The following is an 18,877-nucleotide window of genomic DNA, read 5'->3' as shown; positions in this document are numbered from 1 at the left end:
GTTCAAATTAATTGACACCAATTACTCCTCTCTTTAATATGAGTAAAAATAAAACGTGATGGCCCGCTTTTATATGCAAAATTGATGGAGTAAGTGTATGCTTTATTTGATTGGCGAAAAAGAATTAAATTACATTTTTGATGGACGAACTTTCGAAGAAATCACCCGTAGAGCAATCCAAACTTACAAGAAACGTCCAGGTTTTTTCACTCCATATCAAGATGGCTATGAATTTATAGGCGAGTTAATTGCTCCAGGTGTATATCCTTTAGCGGGCATTGTTACCTCGGGATTTTCTGCATTTGCTGTAGTTGTTTCGGGTGTTTTTTGTATTGGAGCTTTGCTTGTTGCTGCTGGGAGTGCATTATTTAGTGCCCCAGAACTTCGAGATGATGCGTTACAATTTGCTGGTTCTGCATTGTATTATTCCGGTATAGTTCTTTTAACCGCTGCAATTAGTGCTTTATTGGCGATTATTAGTTTCCCTCACAGCGTGCTCTCTGTGGTTACTCGTTCTGGCGCCACTTTAGTTGCTGCAGGTACAGCTGTTTCTAAGGATGCTGAGACATTGGACGGGGAAATAGATATTGAGATGAATGAGGAAGAGTGTGTTGTTCGATGCATTTAGTTAAATAAAACGTTTACTATTCCATTATTCATCGAACATTGGCGTTTATTTTCTTGAATTAAATTAAGGTGAAATCCAGAGATCTTTTTTCTGATTGGTTTCTTCTCGTTCTAAATAATGCATTAACATGTTCAATTCCATTGTTACGCGCTTGATTTTTTCTTTTAATTTATTTTCTATTTCTTGGTAATTTTTAAGATCCAAAGTGATTGCATCTTTTCTTTCTTGTTGCTGTGTCATGACGTTAAGTCTATTAATCTCAATTGTTGGATTGATGGTAAGGGAGCTCGAGCTGGTTTGATTGATTAGTTCTTCTATCTGTTGAATTTGCTGTGCGAATTCTTGCTTTTTATGCAGCGTTGCATCTAAATTCAAATTAAGCTCGTTAAGCTGTTTGTTTAATTTGCTCATCAGAGTAGTTAGTGATTTATTCATTGTAAAAAAATTTTGGTTTCCATTTGGTTTTAACGTTTATGAATTTCGCTTGGATTAAGTAAGAGGTTGTATTTTTGTCATAGTTGTCATTTAAAATACAAGTCCAATTAAAACAAACTTATAAAATTAAAACAACCGGGCGATAAAAAAAGGCTAAACAGATCCTGTTTGAGTTAAAAAAAGATATTAATTTGTTTGTTAATTGCTCATCCCAGGTGATGTTGTTAGAATACCCAAACCCTGCGTCACTGCTGTTTTATAAAAAGGTTTACTCAATGAAAGAGATCACTCTAACCGCTATATTTGAAGGAACAATCTACAGTATTGAAGAGCGCCAAACCCATTTGCATCGAGTATTGCAGGAAGATTGTGATGGGATACGCATTAGTTCTGCTAAGGAGATTAGCCAACATCCAGATGCCACCCATTTTAAAATGGGTTTTAATGGATGTGGTGTTGACTATGGTGTAAAAGGACTTTTATTCGGGGCGGGCGTAGAAGAACAAAGTGATCAAGTTGTAGCAGTAGTCAAAAAGCTAATTCAAGACGGGTATAAAGTAAAGTTAAATGGGATTGGTTTAAGCCGGGGTGGAATTGCTGCAATTTTAGCGGCGATTAAATTAGCTCATATTGACCGATTTCATTTGGAAACGAATTTACTTCTTTTGGATCCTGTACCTGGTAATTTATTTTATGTTCCCTTATTGGATTTTTTCAAATATACATTGACTAATCGCACTCTTGATTTGTCGCACTCTAAAAATTTAAATTACGTTGAGACGCTCTATCCTTATCTCGAAGTCGGTGATGACACAGGAGAACGGTTGGATCAGATTCTTGCTAATTTCCACATCCCCATAAGGCCGACTTATCCAAAACATTGTCAAGTTAGAGAAGAGGTTATTTTAGGAGCGCATTTAAAAGCTTTTCAAGATCTTGATAAAGAGCAGGATACAGCCCAAATAAACTACTATGGCGTTGATGTAATCCCCGTGATCAGAAAGCTGAGCAGAGCAATTATGTATCAGTTCTTGAGTCGAGTAGGAAGTTTGACAGAGGTGGGAGAGAACATTGCGCAAACTGAGATTATCAGAGAGTTTGAGCGAGAACGAGAGAAATGGACAAGTATTCTCGCTGGAATTATTAGGAATATTATTCCAAAAAATAGAAAATTACATTCTCAAGATAATTCTAAGATTACAGTTAAGAATTCAGCAAAATATCTTAATAAAACGCATCGTGAACTTATTGACATGGAGTCTCAGGATCCCGAAGAACTATGCTTAAAAGTAGAACCAGAACGAACTTATTTTGAAAAGAAAAAAATTCCCTTAACAAAAGAAGTTTTATTGAATTTGGTTAACGTTATCGAAGATAAAATGACGGATACAAGCAAGCGGGGCAGAAAGGGAATATTATTGACTAATATTAAAAAAGGTTTGGACAAAGATGTATCTTTTAGTGAAGAACAATTGAGTTTTATACTCAGGGATATTTTGACAATCGTGTTACAACGTGACCGATACAGCTATAGTTTTTATGGTACGACAACTTCTGGTTTAGCTTTAGTTAAGGCATTAAATCAACCTGAGTTTTGTGCAATTCAAGAGTTAATACAATTTAAGGGCAAATTCATTGAATACTCTGATTTAACCGCTTATGTTTTGGGTAGAAATGATTCGGCTCATTTTAATAGTCAAGCTAAAGAATTAAATCTTGACCACGTAGCGGAACATGAAGTTGGAGAAGATGGATACAGGATGTTAATTTAGTTTTATTCTTTTAGTCTAAGGTCATAGTCATGTTTTACTGGTTAAAGGAGTGGCGGTATGAACGCATTGTACGCCATTCCCTTGTAACGGATGAAGAATGGATTGACGCATTTCAAAGTTTACCTTTGCTGCACCGCTTGAATGAGCAAGAAAAAATAAGGCTTAAGCGATTAGCTATTTTATTTCTTTATTACAAATCGTTGGAAGGAGTTGGCGGGCTGCAAATAACAGTGGCTATGCAATTAAATATCGCTTTGCAGGCATGTCTTCCTATTCTGAATCTTGGATTGGATTGGTATGACGGTTGGGTGTCAGTCGTAGTATATCCGGGAGCATACTCCCATGAGAACAAGGTAATCGACGAATTTGGGATAGAACATTTGGAAAGATCGCATTTAAGCGGAGAATCATGGCAACGCGGGCCAGTTATTATCTCTTGGGACGATGCATTACATCATGGTGGAATGAATGGGCGAAATGTGGTAATTCATGAGTTTGCTCATAAATTGGATATGCAAAACGGCGGGGCGAATGGGTTTCCTCCTCTTCATAAAGGAATGTCTGCGCAGCATTGGACTGAGGTTTTTAATAGGGGCTATAATGATTTGGTAAGCCGTATTCAACGAGATGATTCTATTCCAATCGATCCTTATGCGATTACATCTCCAGCTGAATTTTTTGCTGTATTTTCTGAATTATTTTTTGAAAAACCTGAAATAATCAGAAATTATTATTCTGAAATTTATGATTTACTCGTTACATTTTATCGTCAGGATCCACTGGGGGTTTGTAGTCTGGGTGCAGCGCAGCGTAACCCGGGTTGAGATGTTTACTTATATCCCAGGCCCCGGGTTACGCTGCGCTGCACCCAAGCTACGTTACTATTACAATTACCAGCTAAAAGTATATCGTGTTTCCCTGGGACTCCACCCATCCGTGATATGTACTTCAAGCTGTTTTTCAGAGACTAGATTAAATTCGATTAATGAGCCCCAATAAGGATTATGGAATTCAAAAACTTGTTTAGTCTGTCCCGTCGTTAACTTGCAAGAAACTTGTCGCGGTTCTGGAGCTCCAAGGCCGTCACCATAACCTAAATCCAATTGGGTAGAGCCCTGTGAGTGACCTGAAGAAGTGACTTCATTCAGCCAATTACACTCAATTTTAGCAGATAGAGAGTGTTGATTTTTGAGTTTTAAACAACTTCTATGTATACTGGTGCACGGTTTTGCAAAACTCGCTCCAGCAATTAAACCCATCAAAAGAAAAGTGTAAAATTTAATCATTATTATGCCTAATCAGTTTGGGTGAGATTTTTTTATCATCATTATTAAATTGTTGTCAATGGTTTTAAACAAACAGTTACTTATTGAAAAACCAAAAAATGAGCATAATGATGAGGCTAATTAGGATGCATGTAGTGATAGGGAAATAAAAAGTAAAGTTGTTTTTCTGGATTATGATATCACCCGGCAATTTACCCAAGCCGATTTTTTTTATAAACGGCCAAAATATACCAATTATTAGTAAAATAATGCCTGTAATAATTAGAGTTTTTTGGATCATATTTTTTTATTCATGATTCGAAATAGATTGTTTAATATTAACAAGGAAAAAAGAATGAAACAAAAAATTTCAATGTATGCGGCTTCAATACCAGTTTTTAAACAAATGCTTACCTCACTTAATGCAATTTTAGAAAAAACGCAGGCTCATATTGATCATAATAAAATGAATCCCGATACGTTCCTGCAAGCAAGCCTTTTTCCGAATATGTTTCATTTCACACGCCAGGTACAGATTGCAACTGATTTTGCTAAAAGTGTGTCTGCTCGTTTGGCAGGTATGGAAGTCCCAGTTTATGAAGATAATGAAAAAACTTTTTTTGAACTGCGTGGCCGTATTGAAAAAACGCTATTCTTTCTTTCTAAGATTCTTCCAGAAGATGTTAACGGTAGTGAAGAAAATGAGATTATTCTTCGTCCAGGTACTCCAAATGAGCGAAAACTTATTGGACAAACTTATCTCTTACATTACGGGTTACCGCAATTTTTCTTTCATATTACTACTGCCTATGACATCTTAAGAAGTTTAGGAGTGGATATTGGCAAAGCCGATTACATGGGGACTTTTTAACAATGTATCCCGGGTTTCGCTTTGCTGCACCCGGGAAAGTCATTATTCGTACGCACAACATGTCACAGTTCTTATTGAGCTTTGATCCTAATAGACTAAAATTCCTGTGCCTTGAACTTCATGTTCATCATGCACGACAGAGGGCGCAGCCACATCTCTTTTTTCTGAGATCGCTGCTTCTTCACCAATTAAGCTCGCTTCATAACATAACAGTTCGCTTGTTTTGAAGAATCGTCGTGTTTGATAACGTGTTTTTTGGCGCTCTTCTTTTTCAATTTTCTCAATAATCGGAGCCGTTTCCAAAAGTTCTTTCTCTATTCCTGCAACGCATTGTTTGGATGCTTCATCAAGATAAGATGCAAGATCTTGTTTGATTTGGATTAGAAGTTTTGCTATAAGTTCAGTTCTTTTTCTATCTAACCCGGCATTATGGTCATTTAATGCATCCATACACTCACTTTCTTCTTCTTGAATAAAAGATAAATTTTCTCTAAGTTCTGCAAGTTGATTTTGAAAGGAATGGATTTCTCTTTGTCGGAGATAAGTTATACCTCTTAACTTAATGCCCTCCATATAGCTACAATCATTTTCTTTCATACGTTTGTCTGCTGCAGTAATGATTTTTTCAGTGTCTAATATTTCTTCTTGTTTGAGACGAATTTGTTCATTAGCATCCTGTATCCTTGCTTTAATTTTATCAAGATCGCTTTGGATTTTTGATTGTTCATTAATAGAAACGATAATACCTATATCAGCTTCTTTACCTAAAATTGTGTTGAGTCGACTTTGATCTACAGGGTTTAGTTTCCAATTCCAACGCTTCAGTTCGTCCACATATTCCAATTTTTGTCTCATTAAATCAGGTAACTCACTGCGATCAATATCTAAACTACTCCAATCAAGAGTTAAAAGTTCTTTTAATCTAAATAATTTCTCAAATGCGGGGCGTTTTCGCGCGGGCAGTATTTCAATTACTTCAGCATTAGCTAACTTAAGAAGAGCATCTTTATTTTCCTCAAGAGCTGCTCGAATTTTTCTGAGATCACTTCGTTCTGCTTCTACTCGGGTTAGGAAAGAGGATTGATATCCAGTAAATCCTTCTTGCAACGGTGCATCCTCAACTTGTAGTTCTATATAGGATTGCATGCCATCACTACCACTTTGAATACGTACCTGCTTTGGATTTATTTTTAATAAGGTAGCCAATTGGGTCTGTTTTTGCGCAAATAGACTTTCTTGAATGTCTTGAGTAAGTCCATCGGCTTTATCCAATTCCTCGAGAGAGTGTAAAAGTTGTTTTTTTAAAGCATTAAGTTGGCTTAAATAGGGATGATATGCTTTATACGAGCTAAAACGTACGGTTGCTTCATATAACTCCTGCACAATATGGCATGGATTGTTTTCGCTTTGATGGCTTATTTCAAGTAGTGTTTTTTTCATATGCTCCCAAGTCGGATCATAAGTATTGAAAAAATAAGGCGAGGTATTTGTCACCAATCTACGGCATGCAGCAATTTGGTGTTCTGAAACTGCCTTATCATGACATTTTTGCCTAAAGTCAAGATCACAATAGGGCGCATTATTTAATGAATCAATGGCATCTAACGCATCATTAATCACATTTCGAGGGGATAAGTGCCTTATTGAAAACAGATATTTATCTTTTAAAATGACTCTGTGTTGTTGAAGGGCAGCATAGAGTTTCTGAATTTTGTCTTTGTCCTGAGGTGAGTTAATTAAATCCTCAGCCAAGGTATAAATATTCAAAGCAGCTTTTTTGGCTACAGTTCGTTCAACGAGAGCATGAAAGGGAACTGGATTTTCATGTACCCAAGCAAATTCATTAAGTAAATGTTGGGCCAGTTTCTTCATAATTTCTTCGTTATATGTCTTTTGCAAGCTACTTAAGCTTGGATTTTCGGGTAAGCTTAAATTTCGATAAAGGGTTGAAAAAGTAAGAACTAAGCCTTGAATTTTAAATTGTTCAACGAGCGGAAATTTCGTTAAATCAGCACAGTACTCTATAAGCAAGGGACTGATCTGGGCTAATAATTCCTCAATTTCTTTACCATCGGCTTTCATTAATTTTTTTTGATAAAATTGAATGATACTTTCAGTAACTTCTTGTTTTTCTTTGCGGTGCAATACCTTGTTTTTTTGTTCGATTAACTTATTAATTACTGTTCTAACTATTTCAGGGATAAAGGAGGGATTTTGTGATGTATTTTTAGGAAAAAATATGTTTATAGCATCTGGATAAACAACGCAAAAATCTCCAATCAAATGAGGTAAAATTTGTTTGCTTTGCGCTAATTCTAAATCACTTTTTTCTTGGCCTGTGGGCTTGGCATATTCTAGAACTGCACCTGCTTTATCAGCAATCACTGTTTCAAGATTTTGGTGCATTAATGCTTTTATTCCAGCGGTAAATGGTTTGCTTTTTTGTTGCAGCTTTACTTGAATATTTAATTCTTGAACGAAGTCCAATTGTTTTAAGTACTTAAGCCTTAGGGATTGCTCATGGCTTATATGAGTTGCTTTTTCTGCCTTAGTAGCCCATTTTTCCTCTCGAGCAGACTCCCAAAGTTTGCAGGTAGATTTTTTAAACTGGGCGATACTTTCATTAAGAGAAGTTTGCGATACATTTGGATCTTGTGAGCGAGTCAGTTCACTCAAAAGCATTTCACGCCATTGATAGAACTCGAATTGTATTTGAGGATCATCAGGATAGAGTTCAAGGAGTAAGCTTTCCCATGCTTCAATTTGTTGCATCAAGACTTGCTGTACTTCATCGATGCTCTGAGTATATATTCTATCAACTGTTTCCTGTAATTGGATTTTCTCTCTTAATACTTCGACTGTATGTTCATTAATACGTTGCCGAGTCCAAGGAAAAACATAATAAAAAAACTTATTGAGTAAATCTTCAGGTGGTTTTACTTGATAAATTGGTAACCATTCACCGGGTTTTCCATTACGAGCAGTACGACCGGGAATCTGGGTGGTCATTCTCACTGTATCAAGATAAGTTTGTATTACAAATAAACCTTTAGGATGATCTGTCTTGATGTCTATTCCTTTTGCAAGCATTGCTGTACCTACAGTTATGGTATTGACTTGACCTGCTTGCTTAATGATCTTATCCAGTTCCCCAGGGGTTTCCTTTCCGGTAATAGTCTGAATTATAAGTCCTTGTTTTTTATAGATTTCTAAACTTTTTCCGATTGCTTGTGCTTCATCAAAATCTTCATTAATAATAAGGATAGGTTGAGTTTGAGTACGACTCCATTCTTCAATGGCATTTTTTCTTTCAGTAATTAAACGTTCATATTCATCGTTGGTTTGGATATCTTCAGTAGGATCAATCTTCATCATGGTTGGTGTTACAGGACATTTGATTTTGGCAAATGTCTCATGTATTGCTTTGATGGTTTGTTCGCGATTTAAAGTAAAAATCGGATCATGATCGATGCGTTTGTCTCCAGCATGAGGCGCTATACTGAGCGCTTGAGTTCCCAGTGATGTATCTAAACTTTCCAGCTCCTGTTTATCTCCCGGGGTTGCTGAAATTCCAAGCAAACGCCCTAAGGTCTTTTGGAAAAATTTAATTAGTCCTTGCGCAGATTGGCTGGCAAGTACTGAAGGAACAGGATCAATAACAATATACTGGGCTTGATCTTTAGATTCAGCTTTTAGCCGGGCCTGTAACGCTTGTTGTACTTCTTCAGTGAAAATTGAACCTGCTTTAGGAGTACTGCGAATTAGAGGGACGCAGGCAATTTTTTTAGTAATTTCTTGACCTGCTTCATCCTTTTCCTTGATAGGTTGCATTATGAAATGCTTATTTTCAGAAAGAGTTGCGGCAATACAGCTGGCATGTATCCATTGTTTCAATTGTGTGTTACTTGAAGCCATTAAATGATTTAGTTTTTCAATATCGCCGTTAAATTGCTCGTTAATTTGTTTGTTGAGAAACAATCGGAATTCCTCCAGATCCTCATCTTCATCCCACACCTTCCCGCGTGCTGGGTCATTATTACGGAATGCTGGTAAATTGATGAATTGGTAGGCTAGAGGATAAATCCATTGAGCAGGGTTGTCAGCATGAGTGGATTCGGCTTCTGCAACTAATTTATAAAGTGTTAATTGATCTAAAAGTGCATCATCAGATTCATCTAAAACAATATGCACAGGACCATTCGTTGCAAGTAATTTTTCTTTTTTGGCTATTTTAGCAGCTAAATGGAAACTGGCCATATCTTCAACGGTGGAGCAGTTGATTCCATTAGGTTGAAATGCTTCAGTAGGGGTATTACCTTGAATGAGTGCAGATGGAATTCCCAAAAAATTAAAAAAAGGTTCACAATTGTTCTCATAATCCCGAGTCAACAAAGTTGAATTGGCGGTCCATTGAACAACAGTGCCGCCTTGCGCCCACTGCAGAACAGAAAGCATTGGCGTATTAAGACTTTTTCCTTCCCCAGTTTTGATACGCATTAATAAATTAGATGACGGATCTTCTAATGCAAGCAACAGGATGAGCATTTGTGTGGTATTCGGAAATAAACCTGTAGTTCGAAAGTAGATTTCTCTTAAATAAGCTAAAAGCTTCAGATGGGTTACTTCTCTTTGTTCAGGACTAGATTTTGAGCGCAGTTGTTGCAGCAATATGCTCGCATTTTCTTTTAAATCCTGACGTGAGGAGGTAGTTAGATTTTTTAAACCTGTAAAATCTCCAGGTTTTAATGGGTCAGTGTAACCCAATGTTTCAATAAAAGTTAATTGGCGTGCTAGTTTCATTTGCAACGCATGAGGGAAATCTGTTTCATGCAATAAATCTCGCAAATTTTCTAAAGCATATTTTATCCGATCTGTTGCAAATTGCTGAGCTAAGTCCCTTTCTTCACCATTTTTAGCAAAAGGATTTGTGTCAAAGCTTAAACAATAAGCATGAAGTTTTTCAGAGTCATGCGCGCGTAATGCAGTGTTAAGACTTTGTGCGTTGGGGTAGGGTGAGGTGGCAAATAACTTAAAGACCCGAGCGACATCATCCGCAGAGCGTCTTCCTAAACCTTTAGTGACTTCCAGCAAAGCGCGTAAATTTACCGTGGAGTCTTTTTTATTTTTAGCTAATCCAGTTAGAATTGCGGCAATTTTTATCCTGCTTTCAGGTTTGATTTGCTCTAATTGCTGAAGAATTTGAGGATAGGTATTCAGATTTGAATGATCCTGAACGGCTTTATTGAGTAAGGCAATGCAAAGTTCAGTTTGTTCTGGATTGTGAGTTAAGAATGATTGAATATTTTGGATGACTTCTTGAATGTGCTCTGAATTTGTATCTGGTAATCCTAAAATTTGAATAATTTGTTTAATAATTAATGACTTGGTCTGTTGCAGTAGTTCCGATTTTTTGAATTCATTTAATGCAGCAAGCGGGAAAGAAGTAGTACTTTTCAAATTATGAGCCATACTCATTTTGAAAAACATAATTTGCGTATCTAACTCAAGATCTGATAATTTAAAGAGTTCAGTTATACCCTTGACTGCTCGTTCAATCGCAGCATTATCTGCATGGGGTTGCTCCTCTAAAGCTTGGGTTGTCAGCTTTAAATAGAGATCCAGTCTGTCTGGGCTTTCTTTGATGAGCTGATTAACTAAAATTTGTTTTTGTTTGTAACTTAGACGAGCTAAATTTCCAGTGTTAAGTTGTTTGTAGATTTTATTGAATTGCTGAGGAAGCCGGTCATGAAGATCAATGAGCAAGTTGAGATAATTTGCAATCGATTCAATTTTGTCTTTATAGTTTTGGAGCGTTAGATCAGAAGGGGCGTTTTCATCCAGTACTGCAGCATCGTCAAGGACGCTTTTGTCAAACTCAGGATCCTGTGTATTTAGCTGTAATAATGTCTTTCTCAAAGCAGGCAATACTTTTTTCTGGACCAGTTCTTCTTTGAAAAAGAATGTTAAAGAATGCGTCTCATTAAAAGCTGCCATCCAGGAAAGACAGGTATTATAATCCAGGTCTTTAACAATGAGTTTATTCTGAGGATTCTCAAAGAAAGCCTTCATTGGAGAGGCAATTAAGTTATGGACAGGAGCTAAAAGGGCAGCTAAAGTTTTTCCTGTAGTTTGATCGGTTTCTTTTCTTTTCCCAGTGAGCAAAAAGCTTAAAATATATTCTCCTTTCGTTTCCCCGACGAGGCGATACATTCCATTGAGCAATATAGGCTTTTTTTCCTCAAAAAAACGAAGTTTTTCAATGACTTGTGGAAATTGGGGATGAGGCTTCTGTAATAGAGTAACTAATTCATCTACTGCATCAAAAAGCGGCATCAATTCTTGATCCAGTTGATCGCGCAATGCTTTTGGGACAATGATACTTTGCAGATGTCTTTGCAGTGTTTTTTTTAATGTTTTTATGTCAAAGATCGCGCTTCTTTTTTTAATCGCATCAACTAGAGCATCAACTATTAAATCATCAAGCTTGGAAATATCACCATTTCCAAGTACACAGCCCGGGAAAGGGTTCATTTCAATGATGAGTGCCTTTAACCAGGCTTCCTGTTTTTCTAAAGTTTTACATTCATCAGGAATAATTTCTACTCCATTTGCGAGCCTATCCAATAGCCCTTGGATTTGTTCTATTTTAGGTAATGTTTGTGATTTTGAGAGATTGATTTGGCTTAAAGTACTTAATACGACGTGCAGAAAAACTTCGCCTTTTTTATTTTGTACGTTTTGAATTGCTAATAATAAATTATCAATATTCTCTTGAGTTACATTGGGTTCATTAAGTTTTGCGAGTAATTTGATAACTTCTGGAGTTAAGGCTCGGCGATTTTTTTCTAGTATCGCTGCAAAAGATGCAATAACCGACAGAGAAAACTGGTTTACTTCAGGAGCAGGATCTGTTTTTTGAATACGTTCTTGCAGTGTATTGAGTAGTTCAAATCCTTCATTTTCCATACATGAAACAAGTGGAGCAATGAAATCTTCTTTAAATTTTTTATCGGGAAATGCAGTTTTGAACTCAATACATTGATTCATTAATGCATTGAGTTGTGCAAATGAAGGGTTGGGCTTGAATTTAAAGCCTCGTGAAAATGCTTGCAGTAAATCACTTCGATCATTGGGATCCAACTTTTGCAGTGAATGAATGCAGCTTTTTAAAGTTTCTTTCCATTGTGCGGAACTTAGAACAGCCTTATCTGTAAAAGCACACGTTAAAATAAACGTGAGTTGATTTTTTTGAACTGTGGACCAAGAAACGAGTTTCTCTATTTCAAGAAGCTGCTCCTGGATGTCGGGCAATCTGATCTCAGCCTTCCAATGCCGTCCCATGTATCGAAATAACCAGGGCTTAAGCTCAAGGTGTTCGTCGTTGATTTGTGGATAAATGAGCTCCGGATCGGTAATGGTGTCTTCAGGATTTTCAATTTTCATACATGAAGCAACTTGCTTAAATTGCTCTGAAGCAGGTTTTTGCACCATGGCATAATGAACGCCGGTTGCCCCCCAATTGAGTTCCGTCAAAGAAAGGCACTGTTCTTGTGGGTTTTTAGCATGCTCTATAACATCCACCACCCGATTTAAGGTAATAAGCAAATGTCCTTGATGGTTAATCGGACACGGATTGGGTAAAGTCAGATTTTTTTCTGCAATTCGAGGAAGAAAAACTTGCGTATAGGCATCAAAAAAAGTATTAAAATCAAAGCTGTTTTTGTCATATTTAAGATGGTTAGCAACCAGTTTGTTCCACCATTCTCTTTGTTCTGCTGGAAGTTGGATTAATTTTTGAAGATTTTTAATTCCGCGAGTGCTCAATAATGAATTTTGTACTTCAGGGTTTTTGAGAAACTCAAGATTAATTTTTTTATTCAAACAGGCATGAAACAGCCTCACTAATAAAACAGTATGTGATTCACCTCCAAGTAGATATTGTTTGCAAAGCAATGGAATAATGAATTCGTCATGCTGTTGTGTCGAGAAAGCCGGTTCTGTTGCTCGGTACAATTGAAGTAAGAACGTTTTAACATCGTTTTCATGTGCGCGTAACAAGCTGAACAATATATTTTTTTGATCGGATGAGTACTTAGTTTCCAATAGGAGGGAAAGCGTTTGTCGAGAGAGATTAGGAAGTATCGTTGTTGCTTCTTCAAGCGAAGGTAATGTTAAGGATTCTAATTTTTTGAGTATTGGGGCCAACGCAGAAGGGAGCCTTTTAGGTGCATCAGTATAACAAAGCGCTTTTTTATCTTTGTTAATATAGAATCCTTTAGGAAGATTACTGGGGATAATACCATCATTAAAGGCATAACCATGTTCTTTTATGATGGGGATGGCTGATTTTTGTAGATTTTCAATGCCTAATGCCCTGAGTTGTTTGAGCAATTCAGGAAGATCAGGTAATTCAATAGGAACCAGATTGAGATCAGGGCTTCCTATAAGTTCACTCTGTTCAAGATGAATGCTTTTTTGAACGCTTGGTGGTTTAGGTAAAAGAATACTTCTTTGAATTTGAATGCGTGCACGAACAGCAGGTGACTTAGAATTCAGCACATACTTTAATGGGTTAATTTTCGGTGTGTTGGAAGTACTTTTAAGTAGGGTTTCTGCTGTCTTATCTAATACGGTCCGACGTGCAAGTAACGCGAGTCGATTTGATGTCTGCTGGCTTTCTGGAATTTTAAAAATAAAGAGACGTTTACGATTGTCGTTAATAAAGTGTAATAGGCTATCAATATCTTTTTCAGAGAACTGTTGTGGATCAAGTTCAATTTCTAAGGGCGTGTAGTTTATTTCAGTTTCGTATGTAGTAATTAGATTTTCTAGTAAGGATTGAAGGTATTTATTTTGTGAGTATTGGGGCACAGCAAAACTCCTAGAATCAAAAGAAATCAAGATAATACATCGTAATTCTTAACAGGAGATTAAGCGTCAAAAATGCAATGAATGTATTCTTAATTTCGCTAATGGTGAACCGTATTATAATGAAAAAAAAAGAATATATACAATGCGATATGTAAATAAATTATTCATATAATGAGCATTTTTTAAAGACTTTATTGCCTCAGTAATTTCTTTTTTATTTTTTCTTTGAAATAGCACCGGCATTGATTTTTTATAAAAGAGATGGTTTAAAAACTTATTTCTCAGTATTTTTTCATTATGAGATAAACTTCTTTAGGAAAAGTGTAAAATTTACTTGACAGATCCTGGGTGGCTCATTAAACTGCGAACCTAATTTTGGGGTTATAGCTCAGCTGGGAGAGCGCTTGCATGGCATGCAAGAGGTCGGCGGTTCGATCCCGCCTAGCTCCACCATCAACATCTTTGATGTTGATGGGAAAACGTTCAAGGTCCCCATCGTCTAGCGGCCTAGGACACTGCCCTTTCACGGCGGTAACAGGGGTTCGAACCCCCTTGGGGACGCCATTGTTGGTGTTTGTAGTTTGTAGTATAATGTTGTAAGTTGTTAAAGATCCAGGTCCCCATCGTCTAGCGGCCTAGGACACTGCCCTTTCACGGCGGTAACAGGGGTTCGAACCCCCTTGGGGACGCCACTTCAGATTTGATTGTTTTTATCGATAGCAACATTTAAACCAATACCTAAGACGTTCAGCATAATCACTAAATTTCTGTTATAGCTCAAATGATTTGAATTCGAATGCATTCTGCATATTTCGGGTTATTCGATTTCTCATTATCCATTTGTAAAAAAAGTAACTTACACTATATAAGTTACCTTGTATCCTCTTTTTTGATTGTCTGATGAATCCTTAAAGTCTTTCAAAAATTGTTCTTGTATTAAATCCAAACAGTCGCTCATGCATTCTATAGGCATATTCATCCGTCATATTGGCCAAATAATCACATACAATTCGATAGGCTGAGGTTTCATCATCAGCTTGTTTAAACAAAACTCTATTTTTGTTATCTAATAAACTACCTGGATTTGAACTAATAGCATCGAAGAGTCTTAGTACAACCGTTTGACCTCCATATTCAAAAGTACGTGCTTCCTGGGAATCAATAACGTTATCATAGATGCATTGCTTTAAATAGTTCAGAAGGGCATCTGCCTCAGGAGTGAGTGCCAGATTGTATTTAAGCAAATTATTTTCAAATTTTTCGTTGGTTATTATGATTTGTGTCGAAGTAATAAAATAATTAACCATTTCCCCTATAGTTTGTTTTCTTGAATAAAGATCTGGAGAAAATAACGAATCTATTAACTGATTTTGTCGATCAGCCAATAAGGTGTTGTTTAATAATTCTCTAAACTTAGATGTATCTAGATGAGAGGGATTGATAAGACGTAAATGAATAGCGTCTTCAAGATCATGAACACCATAAGCAATATCATCCGCAATATCCATAATGGAGCAATCAAAACTATGATAGGCTGATTTTCCTGATTTAGTATTATGCGGCATTTGTGACAGCGATTGAAATAATTCTTTGTCACTATTGGAAAAGGGCGATAGCAACCAATCAATCTCGGGCTGTTCGCAATCAAAATAAGCTTTAGGTGGTAACCAGTCATTAATTTTGATGGTTTTATGAATGGACTCATGAACTGGAGGTTTTTGGGGTGCCACAACAGCAGAACGTTTCACCGGATATTTTAAAATACCGAGTAACGCACGCCGAGTTAAATCAAGACCGTAGGTTCCATAACTGCTTTCTACTTTGGTCAGCAATCGCAGAGTTTGTCCATTGGCTTCAAACCCTCCATAATCGCGCATCATATAATTTAGAGCGACCTCGCCACCGTGGCCAAAAGGGGGATGGCCAATATCGTGCAGTAAACAAATAACAGAAATTAGATCATCATTAGGTAATAGACCAGCAAGTCCAATATGTTTTTCTTGGCTCATTAGAAGATTGTGTACGATGCTGCGGCCTATTGAGTCAACTTCCAGGGAGTGTGTGAGGCGAGTGCGATGAAAATCTCCTTCATCAGTCCCTAAAATTTGTGTTTTTCTTTGTAGTCGCCTGAATGCTGGACAGTGAATTACTCGTGTTCGGTCTCGTTCATAAGGGTCTCGATGATCCTGATTTCCTCTTTGATTTGTTTGTCCAGAGCGTCGATGTGTCCACATAAGTTTTGCAATATAAAATAAAAAACAATTACTGTAAGGCATAATTTGTTCGTTAACAACACAATTTCCTAAAGTTTTTCTTAAATTTGTAGATATAGGAATAAACAAGAAGAATTATAAATAGAGGAATGACAATGAATAAGAACATAAATTTGGCACTCATAGCAATTTGTGCTTTCACAATGTCTTCTTGTACTAAAGAAAGTAACTATATGACGTATCCAGCGTATTCATATACTGATATCACAGAACCTTATGCTATTAATAGTTACAATATGGTTAATTACGACTATAGATACCAACAAAAACAGGAAGTTAAGGTTCCTAATTCATACTATGTTGGCGAATTGCATTCTCCAACTACTTTTAAGGATAGAGATCAGAATTGGGTAAATAGTCAAAATCCACAAGGTTATACTATTGAATTGGTAGAAGGGGATAAGGCATCTCGAGTAGCGCAAGTTCTTTATAAAGCGCCAAAAAATGATCGAATAGCGCAGGTAAAATATGATCGGGATGGTAAAACGCGTTATAAGGGGGTATATGGAACCTACAGCACAGCAGAAGAAGCACAAAAGGCATTAAACGCATTACCGCCCGAAATTAAAAGCAGTGCTTCAGTGATTAACTGGAGCAGTGTGCAACAATAGAGCGCAATGAGTTCCCGCGTTTAGACAAAACCGAACCCCGGGAACTTATGGCATTAAGGTGTTACTACAATCTTGCCGATTTGCTCATTTGATTCCATATATTTATAGGCCTCTACTATTTGCCCCAAGGAGAAAGTTCTAGCAATTTGAGGTTCAAATAAATCATTCTGCAAATGCTCAACAATATATTTTTCAGCTTTTGCGCGAACATCAGGCTGAGTAGAAATTTCAAAAAGCGTATAGCCACGTACTGAAATTCCTTTTTTTAAAGCAGTAAAAAGAGGGAGCGGTGTGATTGGTTCCATAGATAAATTCCCGTAAACAAAAAGTATCCCGCCTGGAGTAAGCGTTTCTGCAAGAGCCTCAATGCCCTTACTGGCAATTGGATCGAAAACAATATTTACTCCCTTGGTTATTTCATTGACTCCTTAATACTTCTGGACTTCCAGTTTAATGAAAACGAACGATTTTAACCGATGAATGTGACATGAAACTTCCTTATTTTTTATGAAATCCTTAATTGCGAGACTACGTTGTTTTAGAGGCTGAGCTAATTAGAATCATTAATCGAGTTATACCTGGAGTTTTCGAGCGATCCGCCTCAAATTGTTTTACCGTAATCGCATAGTGTTGATTTATCCTTTCCAGCCAAGCAATAAATAGGTTAAAAGCAACAGCATCAAAAGTAAGCTGAATATCCCCTGAGCCAGTTTGTTGTAACTGATAGGGAAATTTTAGAGTTGGATCATCTTTTAGCTGCGTTGCCAGCGTTGTTAAAAGTTGGCTATTATCAACAGCTTTCTTTTTTGTTTGCTTCACATGATTTTGTTGTCTTATTTTTTGCATCCAATTCAGCGTAGCCGTTTTCTCTGCTAACTGAGTTGATTTTTGGGTGACTCGTTGGCTCAATGGGCTATACAAAAATAAATAATAAACATAAAGGAAAAGACACAGTGCAGTGCCAATCAACATCCACTTTTCTCTTTCATTTAGTGTGCTTAAATAGGCTTTCACATTAACTCCAAAGTTGCCACAACTTGTTGTTCACGAGTCGATGCTTGAGTTTGTTTTACCTTGAGTTGCAGTTTTTTTAATTCATTTTCTAACTCTTCTAAGCTGGCAAAATCTGTGCTGATTATTGTCACAGATAACGTTTTGTTTTGGTAGCGTAATTGCTCAAGAGCATTGTGATCATTTTTCATTACTTTAGCAAATTGATTTAGTAAAAACCAAAAGCGATTTTGCTCTTCTGTATTATTACTTTTTAAAAGTTGTGTAATGCGAAATTTAGGACTAATAATTTGTTTTGCACCAGGAAAAAACTCATGATAAATCACTGCAATTTGTTCATCAATTTTTTGAGTTTGCTTATTTAATAAATGCAATTTGATACCATTCACTACGAGTAGAGAAATGAGCCAAAAGCAAAAAAGGACCCCGACGAGCTGATATCCTTTTTTAATTAAATCTCCTTTATTTCCATGTTGCATTTCTCCTTGGCAGAGGTTCATTAACTTAGATTTAAGTATTCTTTGAGCAATCCAGGTATGTGATGTTTCCTGGCTTTTAGGTAATGATGGATCAATTGGGATTGCGCTGTCTGCAAAAAGTAGGGGCTGATATTGTGGATGGTTTTTTAGATAGATGTCTGCTAATTCTCCAGAAAGCGCTCCTTTGAAATCATCTGAATTGATGATTAATGTTTTTTCACTAATACATAACTCTTGTGGTTCTAAAGCAAACCAATCTACAGTAACTGCTGAAAATTCGATATTTTGTTCATTGAGTAGTTGCATCAGATATCGAATTCGCTGTTTGCTTACAACAGTTACCAGGTATTGATTGTTTTGATAGTGTACTTTATCAAAAGCGAAATGAAGTTCATCTACAGGTTGTGCTACTTTCTCTTCTAAAGCATAAGGAATTGCAGCTCTTGCTTTTCTTTCTGGAAGCCATGAAAGCTCCAGATTAAGAAGACTAACATGTTCACATGTTTCAATAACTAAGGTTTTACACTCAGTTTGTAATGATTTGATTTCGTCAAAACTACGTTGTGCAGGTGGAGCAATTAATACTCCATCCGCATTCATTTTGAGGCAGAAACATCCTGCTTCATCAAGATGTTTTGCAAAAAGAAAAAGGGTATCCATT

The 18,877-nt window shown here is 36.7% G+C and carries 13 protein-coding genes and 3 tRNA genes; 8 read left to right on the top strand and 8 right to left on the bottom strand.

Translation table 11 applies throughout. The features are described 5' to 3' along the window. Window positions 1-97 precede the first annotated feature (97 nt). Window positions 98-628: a hypothetical protein gene (locus tag DY223_RS10065; protein WP_058458869.1), complete on the top strand. Its 531-nt coding sequence runs from the start codon at window positions 98-100 to the stop codon at window positions 626-628. A 63-nt stretch (window positions 629-691) separates the two neighbouring features. On the opposite strand, the gene DY223_RS10060 is transcribed toward DY223_RS10065, so the two are convergent. After that, entirely contained in the window at window positions 692-1,063 is a 372-nt protein-coding gene (locus tag DY223_RS10060; RefSeq protein WP_058458868.1) for a hypothetical protein, read from the bottom strand. Between the two features lie 275 nt (window positions 1,064-1,338). On the opposite strand from DY223_RS10060, the gene DY223_RS10055 reads away from it, so the two are divergent. Both DY223_RS10055 and DY223_RS10050 read left to right on the top strand, forming a co-directional pair. Beyond that, window positions 1,339-2,835 (top strand): hypothetical protein, encoded by a 1,497-nt coding sequence (locus DY223_RS10055; RefSeq protein WP_058458867.1) that lies wholly within the window; start codon window positions 1,339-1,341, stop codon window positions 2,833-2,835. Between the two features lie 29 nt (window positions 2,836-2,864). Further along, window positions 2,865-3,659, top strand: a complete 795-nt coding sequence (locus tag DY223_RS10050) for a M90 family metallopeptidase (protein ID WP_058458866.1) — start codon at window positions 2,865-2,867, stop codon at window positions 3,657-3,659. 66 nt (window positions 3,660-3,725) lie between these two features. Here the strand turns inward: DY223_RS10050 and DY223_RS10045 are convergent, their stop codons facing one another. Both DY223_RS10045 and DY223_RS10040 read right to left on the bottom strand, forming a co-directional pair. Further along, window positions 3,726-4,121 (bottom strand): hypothetical protein, encoded by a 396-nt coding sequence (locus tag DY223_RS10045; RefSeq protein ID WP_058458865.1) that lies wholly within the window; start codon window positions 4,119-4,121, stop codon window positions 3,726-3,728. 76 nt (window positions 4,122-4,197) lie between these two features. Further along, complete coding sequence (locus DY223_RS10040) at window positions 4,198-4,401, bottom strand: DUF2905 domain-containing protein (protein ID WP_174223907.1); 204 nt, start codon at window positions 4,399-4,401, stop codon at window positions 4,198-4,200. A 54-nt stretch (window positions 4,402-4,455) separates the two neighbouring features. On the opposite strand from DY223_RS10040, the gene DY223_RS10035 reads away from it, so the two are divergent. After that, window positions 4,456-4,971 (top strand): DUF1993 domain-containing protein, encoded by a 516-nt coding sequence (locus DY223_RS10035; RefSeq protein WP_058458864.1) that lies wholly within the window; start codon window positions 4,456-4,458, stop codon window positions 4,969-4,971. Between the two features lie 87 nt (window positions 4,972-5,058). On the opposite strand, the gene DY223_RS10030 is transcribed toward DY223_RS10035, so the two are convergent. Continuing rightward, window positions 5,059-13,842, bottom strand: coding sequence for a hypothetical protein (locus DY223_RS10030; protein WP_082642418.1), 8,784 nt, complete (start codon window positions 13,840-13,842; stop codon window positions 5,059-5,061). A 377-nt stretch (window positions 13,843-14,219) separates the two neighbouring features. Between DY223_RS10030 and DY223_RS10025 the strand changes: the two genes are divergently transcribed. The 3 genes from DY223_RS10025 (at window position 14,220) to DY223_RS10015 (ending at window position 14,534) form a co-directional block, all read left to right on the top strand. After that, window positions 14,220-14,295 (top strand) — tRNA-Ala (locus DY223_RS10025). 35 nt (window positions 14,296-14,330) lie between these two features. After that, window positions 14,331-14,406 (top strand) — tRNA-Glu (locus DY223_RS10020). A 52-nt stretch (window positions 14,407-14,458) separates the two neighbouring features. Beyond that, a tRNA-Glu gene (locus tag DY223_RS10015) sits at window positions 14,459-14,534 on the top strand. 216 nt (window positions 14,535-14,750) lie between these two features. Here the strand turns inward: DY223_RS10015 and DY223_RS10010 are convergent. Continuing rightward, on the bottom strand, window positions 14,751-16,076 hold the full coding sequence (locus DY223_RS10010) for an anti-phage deoxyguanosine triphosphatase (RefSeq protein ID WP_058458903.1): 1,326 nt from the start codon (window positions 16,074-16,076) through the stop codon (window positions 14,751-14,753). A 134-nt stretch (window positions 16,077-16,210) separates the two neighbouring features. On the opposite strand from DY223_RS10010, the gene DY223_RS10005 reads away from it, so the two are divergent. Next, window positions 16,211-16,726 (top strand): SPOR domain-containing protein, encoded by a 516-nt coding sequence (locus tag DY223_RS10005; RefSeq protein WP_058458863.1) that lies wholly within the window; start codon window positions 16,211-16,213, stop codon window positions 16,724-16,726. Between the two features lie 53 nt (window positions 16,727-16,779). Here DY223_RS10005 and DY223_RS10000 read toward each other — a convergent pair whose 3' ends face one another. From DY223_RS10000 to gspL, 3 genes are all read right to left on the bottom strand, one after another. Then, complete coding sequence (locus tag DY223_RS10000; RefSeq protein ID WP_259293090.1) at window positions 16,780-17,124, bottom strand: zinc-binding dehydrogenase; 345 nt, start codon at window positions 17,122-17,124, stop codon at window positions 16,780-16,782. 130 nt (window positions 17,125-17,254) lie between these two features. Then, window positions 17,255-17,740, bottom strand: coding sequence for a GspM family type II secretion system protein LspM (gene lspM / locus DY223_RS09995; protein WP_058458862.1), 486 nt, complete (start codon window positions 17,738-17,740; stop codon window positions 17,255-17,257). Further along, the gene (gene gspL, locus DY223_RS09990; protein WP_058458861.1) at window positions 17,737-18,876 is read right to left on the bottom strand and encodes a type II secretion system protein GspL; all 1,140 of its coding nucleotides are present in this window, start codon (window positions 18,874-18,876) and stop codon (window positions 17,737-17,739) included. The genes lspM and gspL overlap by 4 nt, the downstream gene beginning before the upstream one ends. Window position 18,877 lies beyond the last annotated feature (1 nt).

Origin of the sequence: Legionella bozemanae (assembly GCF_900450575.1) — a bacterium.
GTDB lineage: Bacteria > Pseudomonadota > Gammaproteobacteria > Legionellales > Legionellaceae > Legionella > Legionella bozemanae.
This window is presented reverse-complemented; position numbering and strand designations above follow the sequence as displayed.